General features: G+C 61.0%; 20 protein-coding genes. 11 read left to right on the top strand and 9 right to left on the bottom strand.

Features of this window, described 5'->3' with window-relative positions; translation table 11 throughout:
- Positions 1–161 precede the first annotated feature (161 nt).
- The 4 genes from OOZ53_RS17150 to OOZ53_RS17165 all read right to left on the bottom strand — a co-directional run bounded on the left by OOZ53_RS17150 (position 162) and on the right by OOZ53_RS17165 (position 3,319).
- The gene (locus OOZ53_RS17150) at positions 162–953 is read right to left on the bottom strand and encodes an inositol monophosphatase family protein (protein ID WP_271090906.1); all 792 of its coding nucleotides are present in this window, start codon (positions 951–953) and stop codon (positions 162–164) included.
- Between the two features lie 36 nt (positions 954–989).
- Positions 990–1,553: an elongation factor P gene (efp, locus tag OOZ53_RS17155; RefSeq protein WP_271090907.1), complete on the bottom strand. Its 564-nt coding sequence runs from the start codon at positions 1,551–1,553 to the stop codon at positions 990–992.
- 111 nt (positions 1,554–1,664) lie between these two features.
- Positions 1,665–2,657 (bottom strand): tetratricopeptide repeat protein, encoded by a 993-nt coding sequence (locus OOZ53_RS17160; RefSeq protein ID WP_271090908.1) that lies wholly within the window; start codon positions 2,655–2,657, stop codon positions 1,665–1,667.
- A gap of 8 nt (positions 2,658–2,665) precedes the next feature.
- Positions 2,666–3,319, bottom strand: a complete 654-nt coding sequence (locus OOZ53_RS17165; RefSeq protein ID WP_271090909.1) for a thiamine phosphate synthase — start codon at positions 3,317–3,319, stop codon at positions 2,666–2,668.
- A gap of 104 nt (positions 3,320–3,423) precedes the next feature.
- Here OOZ53_RS17165 and OOZ53_RS17170 point away from each other — a divergent pair, with 104 nt between their 5' ends.
- Together OOZ53_RS17170 and OOZ53_RS17175 are read left to right on the top strand one after the other, a co-directional pair.
- Entirely contained in the window at positions 3,424–4,197 is a 774-nt protein-coding gene (locus OOZ53_RS17170; RefSeq protein ID WP_271090910.1) for a sulfite exporter TauE/SafE family protein, read from the top strand.
- 31 nt (positions 4,198–4,228) lie between these two features.
- The gene (locus tag OOZ53_RS17175) at positions 4,229–5,875 is read left to right on the top strand and encodes an acyl-CoA synthetase (RefSeq protein ID WP_271090911.1); all 1,647 of its coding nucleotides are present in this window, start codon (positions 4,229–4,231) and stop codon (positions 5,873–5,875) included.
- Positions 5,876–6,005: 130 nt separating this feature from the next.
- Here OOZ53_RS17175 and OOZ53_RS17180 read toward each other — a convergent pair whose 3' ends face one another.
- Together OOZ53_RS17180 and OOZ53_RS17185 are read right to left on the bottom strand one after the other, a co-directional pair.
- Positions 6,006–6,203: a YdcH family protein gene (locus tag OOZ53_RS17180; RefSeq protein WP_271090912.1), complete on the bottom strand. Its 198-nt coding sequence runs from the start codon at positions 6,201–6,203 to the stop codon at positions 6,006–6,008.
- A complete protein-coding gene (locus tag OOZ53_RS17185; protein WP_271090913.1) occupies positions 6,181–6,360 on the bottom strand; it encodes a hypothetical protein in 180 nt (59 codons plus the stop codon). Before OOZ53_RS17185 ends, OOZ53_RS17180 begins: the two co-directional genes overlap by 23 nt.
- Positions 6,361–6,426: 66 nt before the next feature.
- Here OOZ53_RS17185 and OOZ53_RS17190 point away from each other — a divergent pair, with 66 nt between their 5' ends.
- From OOZ53_RS17190 to OOZ53_RS17215, 6 genes are all read left to right on the top strand, one after another.
- Positions 6,427–6,630, top strand: coding sequence for a YdcH family protein (locus OOZ53_RS17190; RefSeq protein ID WP_136660875.1), 204 nt, complete (start codon positions 6,427–6,429; stop codon positions 6,628–6,630).
- Between the two features lie 15 nt (positions 6,631–6,645).
- Complete coding sequence (gene purE / locus OOZ53_RS17195) at positions 6,646–7,140, top strand: 5-(carboxyamino)imidazole ribonucleotide mutase (RefSeq protein WP_271090915.1); 495 nt, start codon at positions 6,646–6,648, stop codon at positions 7,138–7,140.
- 2 nt (positions 7,141–7,142) lie between these two features.
- A complete protein-coding gene (locus tag OOZ53_RS17200; RefSeq protein ID WP_271090916.1) occupies positions 7,143–8,204 on the top strand; it encodes a 5-(carboxyamino)imidazole ribonucleotide synthase in 1,062 nt (353 codons plus the stop codon).
- A 144-nt stretch (positions 8,205–8,348) separates the two neighbouring features.
- Complete coding sequence (ykgO, locus tag OOZ53_RS17205; RefSeq protein WP_271091078.1) at positions 8,349–8,474, top strand: type B 50S ribosomal protein L36; 126 nt, start codon at positions 8,349–8,351, stop codon at positions 8,472–8,474.
- A gap of 79 nt (positions 8,475–8,553) precedes the next feature.
- The gene (locus tag OOZ53_RS17210) at positions 8,554–9,174 is read left to right on the top strand and encodes a tetratricopeptide repeat protein (RefSeq protein ID WP_425499171.1); all 621 of its coding nucleotides are present in this window, start codon (positions 8,554–8,556) and stop codon (positions 9,172–9,174) included.
- 41 nt (positions 9,175–9,215) lie between these two features.
- The gene (locus OOZ53_RS17215; protein WP_271090918.1) at positions 9,216–10,298 is read left to right on the top strand and encodes an alpha/beta fold hydrolase; all 1,083 of its coding nucleotides are present in this window, start codon (positions 9,216–9,218) and stop codon (positions 10,296–10,298) included.
- Here the strand turns inward: OOZ53_RS17215 and pyk are convergent.
- Both pyk and OOZ53_RS17225 read right to left on the bottom strand, forming a co-directional pair.
- Positions 10,265–11,704 carry a pyruvate kinase gene (gene pyk / locus OOZ53_RS17220; RefSeq protein ID WP_271090919.1) on the bottom strand — a complete coding sequence of 480 codons (1,440 nt, stop codon included), beginning with the start codon at positions 11,702–11,704 and terminating at the stop codon, positions 10,265–10,267. The genes OOZ53_RS17215 and pyk overlap by 34 nt on opposite strands.
- On the bottom strand, positions 11,704–12,153 hold the full coding sequence (locus OOZ53_RS17225; RefSeq protein ID WP_271090920.1) for a DUF1036 domain-containing protein: 450 nt from the start codon (positions 12,151–12,153) through the stop codon (positions 11,704–11,706). Before OOZ53_RS17225 ends, pyk begins: the two co-directional genes overlap by 1 nt.
- A gap of 183 nt (positions 12,154–12,336) precedes the next feature.
- On the opposite strand from OOZ53_RS17225, the gene OOZ53_RS17230 reads away from it, so the two are divergent.
- Complete coding sequence (locus OOZ53_RS17230; RefSeq protein WP_271090921.1) at positions 12,337–12,642, top strand: DUF1244 domain-containing protein; 306 nt, start codon at positions 12,337–12,339, stop codon at positions 12,640–12,642.
- Between the two features lie 113 nt (positions 12,643–12,755).
- A complete protein-coding gene (locus OOZ53_RS17235) occupies positions 12,756–13,019 on the top strand; it encodes a DUF2312 domain-containing protein (RefSeq protein ID WP_271090922.1) in 264 nt (87 codons plus the stop codon).
- 26 nt (positions 13,020–13,045) lie between these two features.
- On the opposite strand, the gene OOZ53_RS17240 is transcribed toward OOZ53_RS17235, so the two are convergent.
- Entirely contained in the window at positions 13,046–14,998 is a 1,953-nt protein-coding gene (locus OOZ53_RS17240; RefSeq protein WP_271090923.1) for a peptidoglycan L,D-endopeptidase MepK, read from the bottom strand.
- Positions 14,999–15,371: 373 nt separating this feature from the next.
- Between OOZ53_RS17240 and OOZ53_RS17245 the strand changes: the two genes are divergently transcribed.
- Positions 15,372–17,237, top strand: coding sequence for a M3 family oligoendopeptidase (locus OOZ53_RS17245; protein WP_271090924.1), 1,866 nt, complete (start codon positions 15,372–15,374; stop codon positions 17,235–17,237).
- The last annotated feature ends 104 nt before the right edge of the window (positions 17,238–17,341 follow it).

Raw genomic sequence — 17,341 nt, forward strand, 5'->3', positions numbered from 1 at the left:
TCCGCTTCCCTGGCCGGGCAACTCATCACGGTTCATCCGGCGATTTGCTCCGAGTCCCTTTTGTCCCGCCTCCATTAAGGCCTTATGAAACTAAACAAAAACCACCGCGAATGGAAAGACCGGATGACAAGATTAGCACTTAGAAAAGAAATTGGACGCTATTAAGCCGGTCGTTTAAGCGCCGCCGACAGGTCTTTATGGATACGCTCATTGCCGGCGATAACGTTGTTCTTGTCGAACATCTTGCTGCCCCCTTCCCGGTCCGACACGAAGCCGCCCGCCTCGCGAATCATCACGATCCCGGCAGCCATGTCCCAGGGCGACAGCCTCTCCTCCCAGAAGCCGTCAAGCCGACCGGCCGCTACATAGGCCAAGTCGAGCGCCGCCGCTCCCATGCGCCTGATGCCCGAGACCTCGCCCATGACATTGCGCAGCTCGACCAGATATTTTCCGTGTTCGCCGCGTCCGAGATGCGGAACGCCGGTTCCGATCACGCAGTCTGTCAGCGCGCGCCGCCCGGCGACCCGCATACGGCGATCGTTGAGGAAGGCGCCATTGCCGCGTTCGGCGGTGAACAACTCGTCCATCGCCGGATTGTAGATGACACCGGCAACAATCTCGCCCTGGCGTTCAAGCGCGATGGAAACGGCAAACAACGGGATGCCGTGCAGGAAATTCGTCGTTCCGTCGAGCGGATCGACAATCCAGCGGTGCATGCCGTCGGTACCCTTGCGCGCGCCGCTCTCCTCGGCAAGCACGCTATAGGTCGGCCGCGCCCGCCCAAGCTCGCCAAGGATGATCTCCTCGGCCTTGCGGTCCGCCTGGCTGACATAGTCGCCCGGCCCCTTCAGCGACACCTGAAGGTTCTGCACCTCCCCGAAATCGCGCGCAAGCGACCGTCCGGCCTTCATAGCGGCCTGGACCATGACATTGAGTAGCGCTGAGCGGGCCATATTGTTCGCCTTGATAAAGTGATCCGTTGCGGTCGGTCAGTCGGCCCGGCGGATATAGGTGATCTCGTTGGTGTCGACGAGGATGCGCTCTCCGGCCTCGATGAAAGGCGGCACCATCACGCGCACGCCGTTTTCCATCACTGCCGGCTTGTAGGATGAAGCCGCGGTCTGCCCCTTAACCACCGGATCGGCCTCCGTGATGGTCAGCGTCACCTGATCGGGCAGCGAAATGCCGATCGGCTTTTCCTCGTAAAGCTCCACCGTCACCATCATGCCGTCCTGCAGGAACTTGGCACGATCGCCGACGAACTCCTGGGCAAGTTCCAGTTGATCGTAGGTCTCATTGTCCATGAAGACCAGCATGTCGCCCTGCTCGAAGAGATACTGGAAATCCTTCTGCTCCAGCCGCACGCGCTCAACGGTCTCTGAAGCGCGGAACCGCTCATTGAGCTTGGTTCCGTCGATCAGGTTCTTCAACTCGACCTGGTTGAACGCGCCGCCCTTGCCAGGTTTGACCGCATTGGTCTTCACCGCCACCCACAGGCCGCCATTGTGCTCGATCACATTGCCCGGGCGAATTTCGTTTCCGTTGATTTTCATGGGAGCCATTCCGGTAATACTGTCAAATCGGCGCCTCAAGAACACAATTGCGGCCGACATGCAAGCCCGCCGTCCCGTTCGCTCGCCGGGAGCACGATCCGGTGAGGGCGGTCAGCGGGACCTGAAATTGTTGGCGGCTTCAATGCCCGCCTTCTGCTCTTCCGCAGTCAGACCCTGAAAGAAATCCTCAAGGCCGCGATCCTCGAGCCCGGCCCGGCGCGACAGAATATACCATTTGGCCGCCTCGATCGGGTCCGGCCGCGTGCCGATGGCGTGGATGTAGAGATGCGAAAGCCGGTTCTGCGCCATAACGTTACCGGTGTTGGCGGCACGCCGCATCCATCCGAACCCAGCTTCGTAGTCAACCTTCCCGCCGATTCCGTCAATCAGCCAGACGGCCAGATCAAGCTGCGCCGTGTCGAAGCCCGAACGCGCGGCCCGGATCATCCACATACGCGCGATCTGCGGATCCGCCTCCAGACCGGTGCCATAAGCGTAGATCTGCGCGAGCGCGAACTGGGCATCGGCGATGCCGCTCTCTGCCGCACTGGTCATATATGGCAGTGCTTTGTCGATGCCTTCCTTGCCCGGCTGATCGGTAATCAGCAGTTGTCCGTAGTTGAACTGGGCGGAGGAGTTTCCGGCATCGGCTGCCAGTTTCATCAATTCGAGCGCCTTGTCGCGATCGCCATCCACATGGCGTCCCTCAAGCAGCATCAACGCATATTTGAGCTGCGCGGCCGTGTCGCCGCCTTCAGCGGCATTGCCGTACCAGAAGGCCGCTTCCTTCATATCCCTGGGCACGCCGAGGCCGCGCGAATAGATCTCGGCAACCAGGGTTTGCGCCGCCGGATCGCCGAGCTTGGCCAGCGGCAAGGCCAGATTGAAAGCCGTCAGATAGTGGCCGCGCTGGAACGCGCCATAGGCGGCATCGCCTTCCTTGCCGGCCTCGGCAGGCTGCTGCAATGCATCGTCCTGCCCGGACGGTTCCGCCTGTAGCCCGTCGACGGCTTCTGCGGCGGGATCCTGCGCCGCCGCAATCGCAGCGGCGGGCAGCAACGTCAGGCAGGAGCCGATCATGATCGCGGAAACGAATTTGCTCATTCGGTCTTCTAATCCTCAAACCGTGGCGCTTTTTCGTCGAGCAGCGCATTGGCTTCGGCAACGGCCATGGCCGCCTTGCCCGGGTCGGCGAATACCGCGCCGCGCAGTGCAACGAACTCGGCGCCGCTGCCCGCGACGGCAACGACCGATCCGATCGATTGCCCGCCCATTATCATACATGGGATTTCCACCATCGATGCCCACCATTGGCCGAGTTCCAGATTCTTCGGGTGCGGATCGGGCTTGATATCGCCTTCAAGCTTACCAAGGAATATATAGTCCGGCCGCAATTCGCCCAGCTCCAGCGCCGAGTGACGGTCCTTGGCACGGCCGCCGCCGACAATCATATCAGGCGTAAAGCGTTCCATTGCCTCGGCAACGGCATCAAGCCCGCCGGCAATATGCAGCCCGTCGGCTCTTGAACGGGCGGCCACGCGCGTGTCGCCCGCGATCAGCGCCGCCGCACCGCCGTCCTGTATGACAGGCACAAGAGCTTCGGCACGTTTCTGGAACGCGCGCTCGTCCTGACCGTATTGCGGCACGATGACCGAAGCGACATCGCCGCCGCGCAGCGCATCGCCGACCGCACGGCGCGCTTCGTCATCTTCCGGCATGTCCGGCGCGATCAGGACGATCCGGCACCTGTGTTCAACATCTGACATTTGATCCCGCGCTGATTTGGCAATGCCCGCTTTTTGGTGCGGGCCACTCGCTTTTTTCACCAAGTCCCGATAGACCACACGCCACAAAGGATCAACTGCTTCATATGCCAACCGATTTGCTGTTCTACGCGGCGGCCGTGCCCGCCGTTATCCTCGTCGGCCTGTCGAAGGGCGGACTTGGCGGCGCATTCGCGCTGATGGGCGTACCGATCATGGCGCTGGTCATGCCGCCGGTCCAGGCGGCCGCCATCATGCTGCCGATCATGATCGTCATGGACATGTTCAGCCTCTGGGTCTGGCGCAAGCACTGGGATCCGGCCACCCTCTGGGTCATGCTCCCGGGTGCGGTGATCGGCGTAGGCATCGGCTGGCTCACCGCATCGATGGTTTCGGCAGGCCTTATCCGGCTGGTGGTCGGCATCATCGCGATCCTGTTTGTCTGCCGCTTCGCCTATGACCGTTACCGCACCCACAAGGGAAACCTGGCGCCGCCACAGCCGCAGAACCGCGTGAAAGGCACATTCTGGGCAACGATTTCAGGCTTCACCAGCTTCGTCACCCATGCGGGCGGGCCGCCATTCCAAGTCTACACATTGCCCCTGCGGCTCGATCCGAAAACCTATACCGGAACCAGCACGCGCTATTTCGCCATCGTCAACGCCATCAAGCTCGTGCCCTATTTCGCGCTTGGCCAGTTCGACGCCAGCAATCTGAAGACATCCGCACTGCTGCTGCCGCTCGCGCCGCTGGCGACGCTCTCGGGGGCCTGGGTGATCAAGCGCATGCATCCGGAGATCTTCTATCCGCTGATGTACCTTATGATCACCGTCACCTCGATCAAGCTTGTTGCAGACGGCATAAATGCGTTAATGGGCTAAGAGCCCGCCTGTCGCCATCCGGGGGAGGAACATGACAGCAGATCCGTTCGAAACCGGTCTCGACCGCAATCCAGCCAATTACCAGCCGCTGACACCGCTCTCGCACCTCGCCCGCGCCGCGAGCGTGTACCCGGACCACACCGCCGTGATCCACGGCGACCTGCGAATGGACTACCGGACCTTCTATGCCCGGTCCCGGCAACTTGCCTCAAGCCTGGCGGCGCGTGGCATCGGCAAGGGCGATACGGTTTCCGTGATGCTTTCGAACACGCCGGCCATGCTCGAGGCGCATCACGGCGTGCCGATGACCGGCGCCGTCCTGCATTCCCTTAATACGCGCCTTGACGCCGCCATCATCGCCTTCCAGTTGGATCATGCCGATACCAGTATCCTCATCGTCGACCGCGAGTTCTCCGCAGTCATGAAACAGGCGCTGGAAATCGCCAAGGTATCGCCGCTGGTAATCGATTATGACGACCCCGATTTCGGAACCGACACGCCGTTCCCGAAGGGCGAGTGCATCGGCACGGAAGACTATGAGGAATTCCTGTCCTCCGGCGATCCCGAATTCGATTGGCACAGGCCGGACGACGAGTGGGATTCGATCTCGCTCAATTACACATCCGGCACGACGGGCAATCCGAAAGGTGTTGTCTACCACCATCGCGGCGCCGCCCTGATGGGATATGCCAATGTCATCGCCTCCGGCATGGGGCGGCATCCGGTCTATCTGTGGACCCTGCCGATGTTTCATTGCAACGGCTGGTGTTTTCCCTGGACGCTCGGCGTGGTCGCCGGCACCCATGTGTGCCTGCGCTGGGTCCGCGCCGGCGCCATGTATGACGCCATAGCGCAACACCGCGTGACCCATCTGTGCGGCGCGCCGATCGTCATGGCCACGCTGCTCAACGCTCCGGACGGGGAAAAACGCGCTTTCGATCAGGCCGTCTCGTTCAATACGGCCGCGGCGCCGCCGCCCGAATCGGTGCTGGCGCAAATGTCGGAGGCCGGCTTCGAGGTCGTCCATCTCTACGGGCTAACCGAGACCTATGGACCTGCCGTCGTCAATGAATGGCACAGCGCCTGGGACGATCTCGATCCGCAGAGCCGCGTCGCGATGAAGGCGCGGCAAGGCGTGCGCTACACCGCGCTCGAAGGCCTGTCGGTGCGCGATCCGCAAACCATGGAACCGGTACCGGCGGATGGCGAGACCATCGGCGAGGTGATGTTCCAGGGCAATATCGTCATGAAGGGCTATCTGAAGAACGAGGAGGCCAGCGCCGAGGCCTTCGCCGGCGGCTGGTTCCATTCCGGCGATCTCGGCGTCATGCATCCGGACGGCTACATCCAGTTGAAGGACCGCTCGAAGGACATCATCATTTCCGGCGGCGAGAACATTTCATCGATCGAGGTGGAAGATGCGCTTTACAAGCATCCGGCTGTCCAGGCGGCCGCCGTGGTGGCTAGGCCGGACGACAAATGGGGCGAGACGCCCTGCGCCTTCGTCGAGCTGAAACCGGGTCAAACGGCAAGCGAAGACGAGATGATCGAGCACTGCAGAACGCTTCTTGCGCGGTTCAAATGCCCGCGCCATGTCGTTTTCCAGGATCTTCCCAAGACATCGACCGGAAAGATCCAGAAATTCGTGCTGCGCGAGCAGGCAAAAAGCGCTGCCTGATCGCCAGATTACAAAAAAGGAAATTTGCGGAGCTGCTTTATGGGCGGTCAAACCGCCTCGGCAGTTCCTCCTGCTAAGCCCGTATGTGCGATCGCCCGTTGCGAACGATCAGACCGGTCCCGTCTTGGCTCTAGTTGAGCTCCAGACTATCGGCGCCTGACATTTCCACGCGCAACCGTTCGATTTCATCTTTCACACGCAATTTACGCCGCTTGATTTCGCTGATTATCGCATCGTCGGATGAGGGATGACTTAGGGCCGAATGGAGTTCCTCTTCCAGAGCGCCGTGCTTTTTTTCCAGCGTTTCAAGACGAGCTTGGATTGCCATCAAACAACTCCTTTTCTTTGCCTGTCGCGCCGCCGATGGAGGCGGCGACTAAAGATTGTGCCATTAAAATATGGGTATTGTCGAAGATATTTTTCAAGCTGGTGGATAACTTTGTGATGTTTCCTGTTTTGCGACCCTTCACAAAGTGGTAGAGCATGCGACAGGTCCCTTGTAAGGCCCGGCCTCAGGTGCCGGAGGCACACGCTGACAACGAGGAGATGGCATGTCGGATCAGGAACAGGCCGAGCTGCGCCTAAAGGCCGCACGCTTGCGCCAGGAGCACGAAGATTACGACGCCGCGATCAACGCGATGATAAAGGTTGGCTGCGACGCCCTGCAGATTCAGCGCATGAAAAAGAAAAAACTCGCGATCAAGGATAAAATTGCCAAAGTCGAAGACCAGATCATCCCTGATATCATTGCCTGAAGGGGGAATTCGGTCATGACCACGCCTAATCCGGTCGCCGTCATCATGGGCAGCCAGTCCGACTGGCCGACGATGAAATTTGCCGCCGACACGCTGGACGCGCTCGACATCGGCTACGACGCGCTGATTATTTCGGCGCACCGCACACCGGACCGCATGGCCGAATTCGCCAGGGGCGCGCGCGACAAGGGGTATAAGACAATCATCGCCGGTGCGGGAGGGGCAGCGCATCTGCCCGGAATGACGGCATCCATGACACCACTGCCCGTCTTTGGCGTGCCTGTCCGGTCGAAGGCACTTTCGGGGCAGGACAGCCTGCTTTCGATTGTCCAGATGCCGGCCGGGATCCCCGTCGGAACGCTGGCGATCGGAGAAGCGGGCGCTGTCAACGCGGCTCTTCTTGCCGCCGCCGTTCTGGCGCTTTCGGACGAGGGCATCGCCGCGAGGCTCGATGAATGGCGCACCAGTCGTTCGAACTCCGTGGCTCTGGAACCGAAAGACGAGGCCTGAACATGTCCCATCACACCGTCGGCATCGTCGGCGGCGGGCAGCTTGGGCGCATGCTCGCCATGGCCGCCGCCCGTCTTGGACTTCACACGATCATTCTCGAGCCGCAGGACAAATGCCCGGCATCGCAGGTGGCCGGCAGCCAGATAACTGCTGCATATGACGACGCCGACGCACTCGATACGCTCGCGGTCCTCAGCGACGTCATCACCTACGAGTTCGAGAATGTGCCTGTGGAAGCGGCGCGGACGCTGGCCGAGAAGAAACCGGTCTTCCCGCCTCCCGCGGCGCTGGAGATTTCGCAGGACCGTCTGACGGAAAAGACGTTCCTGCGCGATTGCGGCATACCCACCGCCGATTTTGTCGCCGTGGACAGCCAGCTGGAGATCGACGAGGCGCTGACACGTCTCGGCGGCAGCGGCGTTCTGAAGACGCGGCGCCTCGGCTATGACGGCAAAGGCCAGCGCATCTTTCGGAGCCCAGAAGCCGATACGGCACATGCATTCGCCGAGCTCGGCTCCGTACCGCTGATCCTGGAAAGCCTCGTGCCGTTTGTGGCTGAGATCTCGGTCATCGCCGCCCGGTCGCCCAACGGCGCGATCGTCAGCTACGAACCCAGCCGCAACCACCATGCAGACGGTATATTGCGGCGCTCCACGGTACCGGCGGGTTTGCCGCAAACGACGCTGGAAACGGCCAGGAGCCATGCCGCATCCGTTCTCGAACGGCTTGACTATGTCGGCGTTGCCGGCGTCGAATTCTTCGTGCTCGAAGATGGCGCCGTACTTGCGAATGAATTTGCGCCGCGGGTGCACAATTCCGGACACTGGACCGAGGCGGCCTGCGCCGTATCGCAGTTCGAACAGCATATGCGGGCGGTCTGCGGCCTGCCGCTGGGTTCCTGCGAGCGGCACAGCGACTGCGAAATGGAAAATCTGATCGGCGAGGACATCGACCGCCTCGACAGCTTTCTTCAGCAGCCGGATACGGTCGTTCAGGTCTATGGAAAAACCGAAACCCGGCCGGGACGGAAGATGGGGCACGTCACGCGGCTGATAAAGTCGTAAACGCCGCGCCGGCGGTTGACAGATTTCCGTGTTGCGTTTAAACGCATGCGCAACGAATTGAGCGCGTCGAATGGCGCGCTTTTGGTTGTTTATGAGCTCGAAGGTTTGTCCAGCCAGACGGGCGCTGGCCAAGGATCCGGAACAATGAAAATCAAGAACTCGCTTAAAGCGCTCAAATCACGCCATCGCGCAAACCGTCTGGTGCGCCGCAAGGGCCGTGTTTACATCATCAACAAGCAGAACCCCCGTTTCAAGGCACGGCAGGGCTGACTTGCCGCGAGGGCCGTTGTTTCAACAGCTCACCAAAATTTGCCTTTGACCATCGGCGCGTGCGTCATATCTTTATGGCATGCGCCGAATTCATTTGACGAAGACACCGACAAGAACTCTGGCGATTGCGCTTGTCGCAATGGTCGGATGCAACGCATCTGTCGCGCAGGAAAACTCCGCCGCAACCGATGAGGCGGAACCGGCGGTGGTTCAATCAAGGACCGAGCGCCTTGATGGCTACTTCCTGGAACTCAAGCGCGAGGCCGAACCGTCGAGTGCAAGACGCATCGCCGACCGGATCTGGGCCGAATGGCGCATATCCGAAAGCGCGACGGCCAACCAGCTCATGGAATGGGCCAACGACGCCATCCGCGACAAGCGCTATTTCACCGCGCTTGACCTGCTGGATCAGGTGACAGTCCTCATGCCGGAATTCGCCGAGGGCTGGAACCGCAGGGCGACGCTGCATTACATCATGGACAACCACGCCAAATCGATGGCCGATATCAACATCGTCCTGCAGCTGGAGCCACGCCACTTCGGCGCGTTGATGGGAATGGCGTCCATTCTTTCGGCGGCAGGAAGCGATGAAGCCGCTCTCGGCACCTATCTCAAGGTGCTTGAAGTTTATCCGGCAATGCGCGAGGCTCAGGAGCACGTCGGGCAGCTGTCCGAAGAGCTTTCCGGCGACGAAATATAGCCTTTGCACGATATCGGGTTTGTAGCTTCGGGTTGGCCGCCGTGACAGTAACCATCTTGATCGCCCTCGGGACTGCAGTCGCCGGACTGATTCTTTACGCCTTGCTGCAAAGCCGGCGCATCGAAAGACTCTATCCGCCCATCGGTGAGTTCGTCGATGTGGGCGGCTATCGCCTTCACGCGATGCATATACCTGCCGAAGACGGCGCCGATCTGCCGCCAATCGTCTTTCTGCACGGTGCCAGCGGGAATTTGCGCGATCAGGTTTCCGCCTTTCGCGACCGTCTTGAAGGGCGTGCCGAAATGCTTTTCGTCGACCGGCCGGGCCATGGCTGGTCGGAGCGCGGCGGCCCGGAAAACGCTTTTCCCGACGGTCAGGCTCGTGCGGTCGCCGAACTCATGAACCGCAAAGGCATTGCACAAGCACTGATCGTCGGGCATTCCTTCGGCGGCGTTATCGCCGCCAACATGGCGCTGGAGCGGCCGCACAAAGTATCGGGCCTGCTGTTTCTCGCAACGGCCTCGCATCCATGGCCGGGCGGGATCGACTGGCACTACCACGCCGCGACCGCGCCAGTTGTCGGTCGCCTTGCAACATGGCTGCTTGCCATGCCTGCCGGCCTTCTGCGGATCGACATGGCCGCCCGAAACGTCTTCAGTCCGAACAGATACCCGCCGGACTACCTCGCGCGTTCGGGCACGGCTCTGATCCTCCGGCCCTGGACATTCCGTTACAATGCCTATGACGTCGCGAACCTCTATGACCATGTCGTCAAGGTCTCGCCGCGCTACCGGGAAATAGAAACACCGACCATCATCGTCACCGGAGACAACGACTATGTCGTATCACCGGACATTCATTCCGCCGCGCTTTCTGAGGCGATCGACGGCTCCGAACTCGTGCGCATAAAGGGCGTCGGCCACAAGCCTGATTACATTGCGACGGATCTGTGTGTTGCGGCGATGGAAAAACTCAGCGGCGTGGATAAGGACCTTGAAGCCATGGCGCGCGCACTGGAAGAAACACTCGCTTCGAATAGGGAAACGTCCAATCCGCCGCCGGCCGGCCGCAGGCGGCCGCTTGCAACCGATCAGATGCCGGTCATGCCGTCGGACCCGATATAGGCGATCCGCAGCATATTTGTCGCGCCCGGCGTTCCAAGCGGCACACCGGCCGAAATGATGATCCTGTCGCCCGGCTTGCCGAACTCTTCCTTGAAGGCAATGCGGCAGGCGCGGTCGACCATATCATCGAGATCGCGCGCGTCCTCCGTCACAACACAGTGCAGCCCCCACACGACCGACAAGCGGCGCGCCGTCTCGATGACCGGCGACAGCGCGATGATCGGCACCTGCGGGCGTTCACGCGAAGCGCGCATGCCGGTGGTGCCTGACGAGGTGTAACAGACGATCGCCGAAAGGTTCAGCGTTTCCGCGATCTGCCGCGCCGCGAGCGAAATCGCATCCGCGCCGGTAGCCTCCGGCTCGGAGCGCTGGGCGTAGATAATCCCTGTATAATTGGGGTCGCGCTCGACCTTGCGGGCGATGGCAGCCATCGTTCTGACGGCTTCGGCCGGATAGTCGCCGGCCGCCGACTCCGCCGACAGCATCACCGCGTCCGCGCCCTCGAAGACAGCGGTCGCGACATCGGACACCTCGGCCCTTGTCGGCACCGGCGCCGAAATCATCGATTCCAGCATCTGCGTCGCGACAACCACCGGCTTGCCCGCCTTGCGGCAGGCGCGGATTAGTTGCTTCTGCAGCCCCGGCACGGCTTCGATCGGCATTTCGACGCCGAGATCGCCGCGGGCGACCATCAGGGCGTCGGACAGTTCGATGATTTCGTCGATCCGCTCGATCGCCTGGGGTTTTTCGATCTTCGCCATCAGCCCGACCCGCGAGCGCGCCACCTTGCGCACATCCGCCAGGTCCTCGGGCCGCTGAATGAAGGACAGCGCAACCCAGTCGACATCCTCCGTTGCAAGCACAGCGTCGAGATCGCGGCGGTCCTTTTCGGTCAGCGCCCCGACACCGAGCGTCGTATCGGGAAGGCTGACGCCCTTGCGATCCGAGATCTTCGTCCCGGAAACGACCTTGCAGATAATGCTATCACCGTCGCAGGTCTCGGCCTTGAGCTGCAGCCTGCCGTCGTCAATCAGCAGACGATGGCCGGGCTCGACTGCCGCGAAGATCTCCGGATGCGGCAGATGCACGCGCATGGCATCGCCCGCACTGTCATCCTTGTCGAGAGTGAATGTCTGCCCCGGCAGCAACTCCACCGCCCCGTCGGCGAACTTCCCGACGCGCAGTTTCGGCCCCTGCAGATCGGCCAGTATGCCAATGGGCCGTCCACAACGTTTCTCGACCTTGCGGATGCGCTCGATGAGCGTGCGCATGAGGTCGTGGCTCGCATGGCTCATATTGATACGGAAAAGGTCTGCGCCGGCTTCATGCAGTTTCTGGATCATGTCCTCCTCAGAGGAGGCGGGTCCCAGAGTTGCAAGTATTTTCACTTTGCGCAGACGCTTCATTAATTGTCTTCCCCGTTTTCCGCTGAATCGGAAAGCTGTACCATCCAACTTGATTGTTGACCGGTATCATATTCTTTGAAGCCCATGCGCAAAAATCCGCGCGTGAAGCAATTTTTCACATCAACGATTTTGAATTCGTCTTCCGCCACGCACATGTCAACATTGCCGCCCCACCGACCGCCGCGCGCCGCATCCTCGGCGTAGAGGTAGTAGAACCGGGACGCCAGCGGTCCCTCGATCAGCGTTGCACAGGATGTTGCCGATATCTGCCACCACCCCTCCGACACCCATCCTTCGTCGCTGCGGTAGCCGATAGCGACACCGACCAGGTTTTGTGTACCATTGCAGACACGAAAGTCCGCTCGTGCCTCCTGCCCCGACCACAGGCATCCTAAAAGTACCAGCGCACCCAGCGCGCCCCGCCAGCACGAATTGCCTTGACCATCCATCGCTTACCCAAATTCCCTGCTTGAAATACGGCATTATGTTCTTTGCCGCATCTGCATTCAATATGTCAAAAAAACGTTGCATCGCCTAAAATAATTGTCGCTCAAGGGTCCGGTCCGGATGGATAATCCTCCGTAGCAGCGCTATGTGAGAGCTGTGTGATTAGGCGACCACCGGAGTTCGGCATGACACAACTGACAAAACAGCAACGCACGGAATTCGAAGCAGCGGCTTTTCGCACGCTGGTCGAGCATCTGCGGCGCCGCACGGATGTACAGAACATCGATCTGATGAATCTGGGCGGCTTTTGCCGAAACTGCCTCTCGAACTGGTACCAGGATGCAGCCAACGAAGCCGGTGTCGAACTCTCGAAGTCCGAGGCGCGGGAAATCGTCTACGGCATGCCCTATGGCGAGTGGAAAGACCGCTATCAGACCGAAGCGAGCGACGAACAGAAGGCGGCTTTCGCGCGATCCCATCCGGATCACTAGGGCGTAGCTGTCGCTGTCCACACACATCGCAAAACAATTTCGCCGACCCACTTGACGACGGGCCGAGGACGGGGCACCTGTCCGCCTCGTTCAATTCAGTTCAGGAGTCGCCCATGTCCGAAGCCCATGGTGTAGCCAGAGATCAGTTGCGTGCGTTTGTCGAGCGGATCGAAAGGCTGGAAGAGGAAAAGAAAACCATCGCCGAAGACATCAAGGAGGTCTATGGCGAGGCGAAATCCATGGGATTCGACACCAAGGTCCTGCGCAAGGTCATCTCGATCCGCAAACAGGATCAGAATGAGCGCATGGAACAGGAAGCCGTGCTCGACACCTATCTGCACGCACTGGGCATGGTCGAGGCGCCGCCGGACGCCTGAGGCACAGGAAAATCAGGATTACCGGGCTACTGGCTGCGGGTTTCAAACCGGGCGACGGTCATGAAATTGACCGCCCGGCCGCTGAACGCGTCCGCGCTGGCCACCTGGTTTTCTCTCGAAAAGCCCGAAACATGCACCGTGTCCGGTGCAGATCGCATGTGGCTCGACACGAATTGCGGCGCCCGGACCGGAGCGTCCATGGTGGCGACACGATGCGATGACAAGGCATTGTGCGTGATCGTGTTCGGCGCAAGAACCGGAGCGCCGCGGATGGCGCCACGGCGGTCTTGTGCCGCGTCACGCGCGCTCGGCCGTCCGCGCTTTGCGCTTGATATCTCGGGCTGCGGCGCGAAGGCATCGATACGCCCCGACGCATTGCCAAGCCCGCCATTGGCCGGCGCCAGTGCAACTTGCACCGGCGGCAGTGCGACCATTTCGTCGCCACGCGGCGACCCGAACGGAGAAGGCCTGGGAACGGGAATGCCGGCAGTCGTCTCGTTGGACGGCCGTGCAGGCACGCCGTTTTCGAAAACAGCCGCGATGGCCTGGGCCTCGGGAGAACCGAATTCCGGACGCTGCCCGGGAAGCGGCACATAGGCAAGCTGCGGAACACGGCTGTCATTGGTCAAGGGCGTGCTCTGGCCGAGACCGAGTTCCTCACGCGAAATCCGTGCGGAGGCCGTACCGGTCATGACCGGATCGGCAAGCATCGATCCAATCGCATCGCCACTCTGCGGCACAACACCGAGCGAAGCCGTATGGACGGCCGTATTGCCGCCGGCGCGCAAGCCGGTACCGGGCAGGGCGTTGTCGCCTGCGCCGAGGAACGATCCACCCGGCACATCCTGCGGCGGACGCGGCGGCGCAAGCGCCACGACCACTGGCCGGTTGTCCTCTTGCGGTAGATTGCCCGCCGGAACGGAAAGGTCGTTTTCAGGCAGACGCGGTCTGAACGCCGCGGTAATGGCCTCCGGGCTCAGCTCTTCGCGCGCCGATGCGAGCGCGATCTGTACACCGTCCTCGGATGGTGAGGCCGGTCGCAGGCGCGGCGTCGGTACGATCGACAGATCCGGTTCAAGTGCGGCTTCCGCTGCATCGACGCCCGGCAGGGCGGAAGCCGCAGTCGGCGCCGAGGCCACGACGGTCCGTCTTGTCCCGTTCTGTTGCGGCTCGTCCTTGTCCTTGCCGCCGCCAAACAGGCCGGCCAACAGATTTCCGCCGCCGCCACTGTTGTTGTCGTTGTTGTTTCTGGACGGTGCACGGATCGACCGCCGGCCCGCAACCTGGATGCTGTTGGACTTGACCCGCTTCTTGTAGTCGGCCAGCGCCTGATCGTAGCCGGGAAGCGGTTTGCCGTCGCTCGGCAGGTGCAGTGTCTTGCCTTTCGGGAAGACACGACTCAGTTCATTGCGGTTCATGCGCGGCCAGGACCGCACGCTGCCGACGTCAAGATGCACGAAGGGGGAACCGGATTTCGGATAGTATCCGACGCCGCCGACCTGGAACTGCATGCCGATGCGCCGCAGCTTCTTGACCGGCACGTCCGGAATGTAGAAGTCGATCGCCTTGCCCGCCATGTGCTGGCTCTTCTTGGCAACGCCTCGAGAGCGCTTGCGCAGCATCGCGTTGGTCTTCGGCGAACGGTAGGCGGACACCACATGAATGTGATCTTTGGAACCGCTGGCGCGATAGACTTCCCACAGAAGATCGAAGAGGCGCGGATCCATCTTGGTGGCTTCCTTCTGCCGCCAGTCGCGCAGGAACCGGTTCAGCTTCTTGAGGCCGCCGGGAATGTAGCGCCCGTTCTTCTTGTAGGTGATCGTCGCCCGTTCCTTGGTGTGGATGAAATAGAGTTTGAGGGAACGCGTTTCGGCCTGCGCCGGCGCGGCGATCAGCACGCACACGAACGCGAACAGCACGACCGCCAGCACCCGGCTGCGTCCATTGACCGCTTCGGCTATTTTTTGAGACTGACTCAACAAGTTCCCAAAAATCTCAAACGTCCCCACCAAGTCCCTCGATAATTCTGCCTAACTTCGTCTCGGTCAACCGTATCATATTGGTTTTCCGACGAATCCAGGCACAATTCGCCGTCAGGGCAGCCCTGTACGAGAATTGCGGTAAGAGCAAGGCAAAGTACTCACACTCCGTTTCAAATGACATTTATAGTGAACAAAGTTCTAACAAGGTGTGAATTTAACCAGTTTTCTTAATCTCGAATCATGTCAGAGTAAGATGGATTGTGAACACAACTGATTTCCTTGCCCACCCCTCGCCCCCTGGGGCATCCGTCTGGAGAACCGAAACTCGAACCCTAAATGTGGGGTCGAGAAAAGACCCGTGAGGCCCCGAATGCCCCAATTTCAGCCGTTTTTGACAATTTTCAGACAACCTTTCGCATCCGCGGCGGAGCCGGCCTCGGAAAGGGGCGCGCTCGGCCGGCTGCCTGAATGGGACCTGTCGGACCTCTATGCCGCCATGGATGCGCCGCAGCTTGCCGCCGACCTGCAAAAGGCCGCGGACGACAGCAAGGCATTCGAAACGCGCTGGAAGGGCGGACTGGAAGTCGCCGCCCGTACCGACGGCGACGAGGGACTGGGCGCAGCGCTGCGTCAATTTGAAGCCCTCGAGGAAATCATGGGGCGCATCGTGTCCTACGCAGGTCTCACCTACTTCTCCGACACCACCGATCCGGCCCGCGCCAAGTTCTACGGCGATATCCAGTCGAAGATCACCGATGTCGGAAGCCGGCTGCTTTTTTTCCCGCTCGAACTCAACCGGATCGACGACAGCGTCATCGATGCGGCGATCGGCAACGACCCTGCAACCGCCCACTACAGTCCCTGGCTTGTCGATCTGCGCAAGGACAAGCCCTATCAGCTCGAAGACCGCATCGAGCAATTATTCCACGAAAAGTCGGTGACCGGCCATGGCGCGTGGAACCGGCTGTTCGACGAGACCATGGCCGCTTTGCGGTTCACCGTCGACGGCGAGGTGCTGACACTCGAGCCGACGCTCAACAAGCTGCAATCGCCCGATGGCAGCGAGCGGCGCACTGCCGCCCAGGCTCTGTCAAAGACATTCGAAGAGAACATCCGCACATTCACGCTGATCACCAACACGCTGGCCAAGGACAAGGAAATTTCCGATCGCTGGCGCGGCTTTGAGGACATTGCCGACAGCCGCCATCTTGCCAACCGGGTCGAGCGCGAGGTTGTCGACGCGCTGTCCGATGCGGTCTCGCAGGCCTATCCGCGCCTGTCGCACCGCTACTATGCAATGAAGGCCCGATGGCTCGGCATGGAGGTCATGGACTACTGGGACCGCAACGCGCCGCTTCCCGAAACGCCGCAGAAACTAATCACCTGGGAGGCCGCGCGGGAGACCGTGTTGAACGCCTATGGCGATTTCGATCCGCGCATGGCCGACATTGCGAGCCGTTTCTTCAACCGCAACTGGATCGATGCGCCGGTTCGGGCCGGCAAGGCGCCGGGCGCGTTCTCCCACCCGACCGTCCCGTCCGCGCATCCTTATGTACTGCTCAATTATCTCGGCAAGCCGCGCGACGTGATGACACTGGCGCATGAACTCGGGCACGGGGTCCATCAGGTGCTTGCCGGCGAACAGGGCGCACTGATGGCGCCGACGCCGCTGACACTCGCCGAAACCGCCTCCGTCTTCGGCGAGATGCTGACCTTCAGAACACTGCTCGACGCCACCGGCGATCCGCGCGAACGCAAGGCCATGCTGGCCCAGAAGGTCGAGGACATGATCAACACGGTCGTGCGCCAGATCGCCTTCTACCAGTTCGAGCGCAAGGTCCACACGGCGCGCCGAGAGGGCGAACTGACATCGGACCGGATCGGCGAATTGTGGATTTCGGTGCAAGGCGAGAGCCTCGGCCCGGCGATCCGCATCTCGGAAGGCTACGAGACCTTCTGGGCCTATATTCCGCACTTCATCCATTCGCCCTTCTATGTCTACGCCTATGCGTTCGGCGACTGTCTGGTGAATTCGCTCTACGCCGTCTACCAGAACGCCGAAGAAGGCTTTCAGGAGCGCTATTTCGACATGCTGCGCGCCGGCGGCACGAAACATCACTCGGAACTGCTGGCGCCGTTCGGCCTCGATGCGAGCGATCCCTCCTTCTGGAGCCGTGGCCTTTCGATGATCGAAGGGCTGATCGACGAACTGGAGACGCTGGACAAGCAACTCTGATCCGAATGCGGCACGCCGCGTGTCAGGCGGAACATTGCCACAGCCCGGTATGGGCTATACAGCTTGACCGGGAAAGCGGCCGCGTGATGCAGGCTGATTGTCCC

It is taken from the genome of Allohoeflea poritis (assembly GCF_027889715.1).
Taxonomy (GTDB): domain Bacteria; phylum Pseudomonadota; class Alphaproteobacteria; order Rhizobiales; family Rhizobiaceae; genus Hoeflea_A; species Hoeflea_A poritis.

Excerpts from the sequence above, each read along its gene's own strand:
- OOZ53_RS17150 (WP_271090906.1), bottom strand. The coding sequence starts at position 953 with ATGGCCCGCTCAGCGCTACTCAATGTCATGGTCCAGGCCGCTATGAAG.
- efp (WP_271090907.1), bottom strand. The coding sequence starts at position 1,553 with ATGAAAATCAACGGAAACGAAATTCGCCCGGGCAATGTGATCGAGCAC.
- OOZ53_RS17160 (WP_271090908.1), bottom strand. The coding sequence starts at position 2,657 with ATGAGCAAATTCGTTTCCGCGATCATGATCGGCTCCTGCCTGACGTTG.
- OOZ53_RS17165 (WP_271090909.1), bottom strand. The coding sequence starts at position 3,319 with ATGTCAGATGTTGAACACAGGTGCCGGATCGTCCTGATCGCGCCGGAC.
- OOZ53_RS17170 (WP_271090910.1), top strand. The coding sequence starts at position 3,424 with ATGCCAACCGATTTGCTGTTCTACGCGGCGGCCGTGCCCGCCGTTATC.
- OOZ53_RS17175 (WP_271090911.1), top strand. The coding sequence starts at position 4,229 with ATGACAGCAGATCCGTTCGAAACCGGTCTCGACCGCAATCCAGCCAAT.
- OOZ53_RS17180 (WP_271090912.1), bottom strand. The coding sequence starts at position 6,203 with ATGGCAATCCAAGCTCGTCTTGAAACGCTGGAAAAAAAGCACGGCGCT.
- OOZ53_RS17185 (WP_271090913.1), bottom strand. The coding sequence starts at position 6,360 with ATGCTCTACCACTTTGTGAAGGGTCGCAAAACAGGAAACATCACAAAG.
- OOZ53_RS17190 (WP_136660875.1), top strand. The coding sequence starts at position 6,427 with ATGTCGGATCAGGAACAGGCCGAGCTGCGCCTAAAGGCCGCACGCTTG.
- purE (WP_271090915.1), top strand. The coding sequence starts at position 6,646 with ATGACCACGCCTAATCCGGTCGCCGTCATCATGGGCAGCCAGTCCGAC.
- OOZ53_RS17200 (WP_271090916.1), top strand. The coding sequence starts at position 7,143 with ATGTCCCATCACACCGTCGGCATCGTCGGCGGCGGGCAGCTTGGGCGC.
- ykgO (WP_271091078.1), top strand. The coding sequence starts at position 8,349 with ATGAAAATCAAGAACTCGCTTAAAGCGCTCAAATCACGCCATCGCGCA.
- OOZ53_RS17210 (WP_425499171.1), top strand. The coding sequence starts at position 8,554 with ATGCGCCGAATTCATTTGACGAAGACACCGACAAGAACTCTGGCGATT.
- pyk (WP_271090919.1), bottom strand. The coding sequence starts at position 11,704 with ATGAAGCGTCTGCGCAAAGTGAAAATACTTGCAACTCTGGGACCCGCC.
- OOZ53_RS17225 (WP_271090920.1), bottom strand. The coding sequence starts at position 12,153 with ATGGATGGTCAAGGCAATTCGTGCTGGCGGGGCGCGCTGGGTGCGCTG.
- OOZ53_RS17230 (WP_271090921.1), top strand. The coding sequence starts at position 12,337 with ATGACACAACTGACAAAACAGCAACGCACGGAATTCGAAGCAGCGGCT.
- OOZ53_RS17235 (WP_271090922.1), top strand. The coding sequence starts at position 12,756 with ATGTCCGAAGCCCATGGTGTAGCCAGAGATCAGTTGCGTGCGTTTGTC.
- OOZ53_RS17245 (WP_271090924.1), top strand. The coding sequence starts at position 15,372 with ATGCCCCAATTTCAGCCGTTTTTGACAATTTTCAGACAACCTTTCGCA.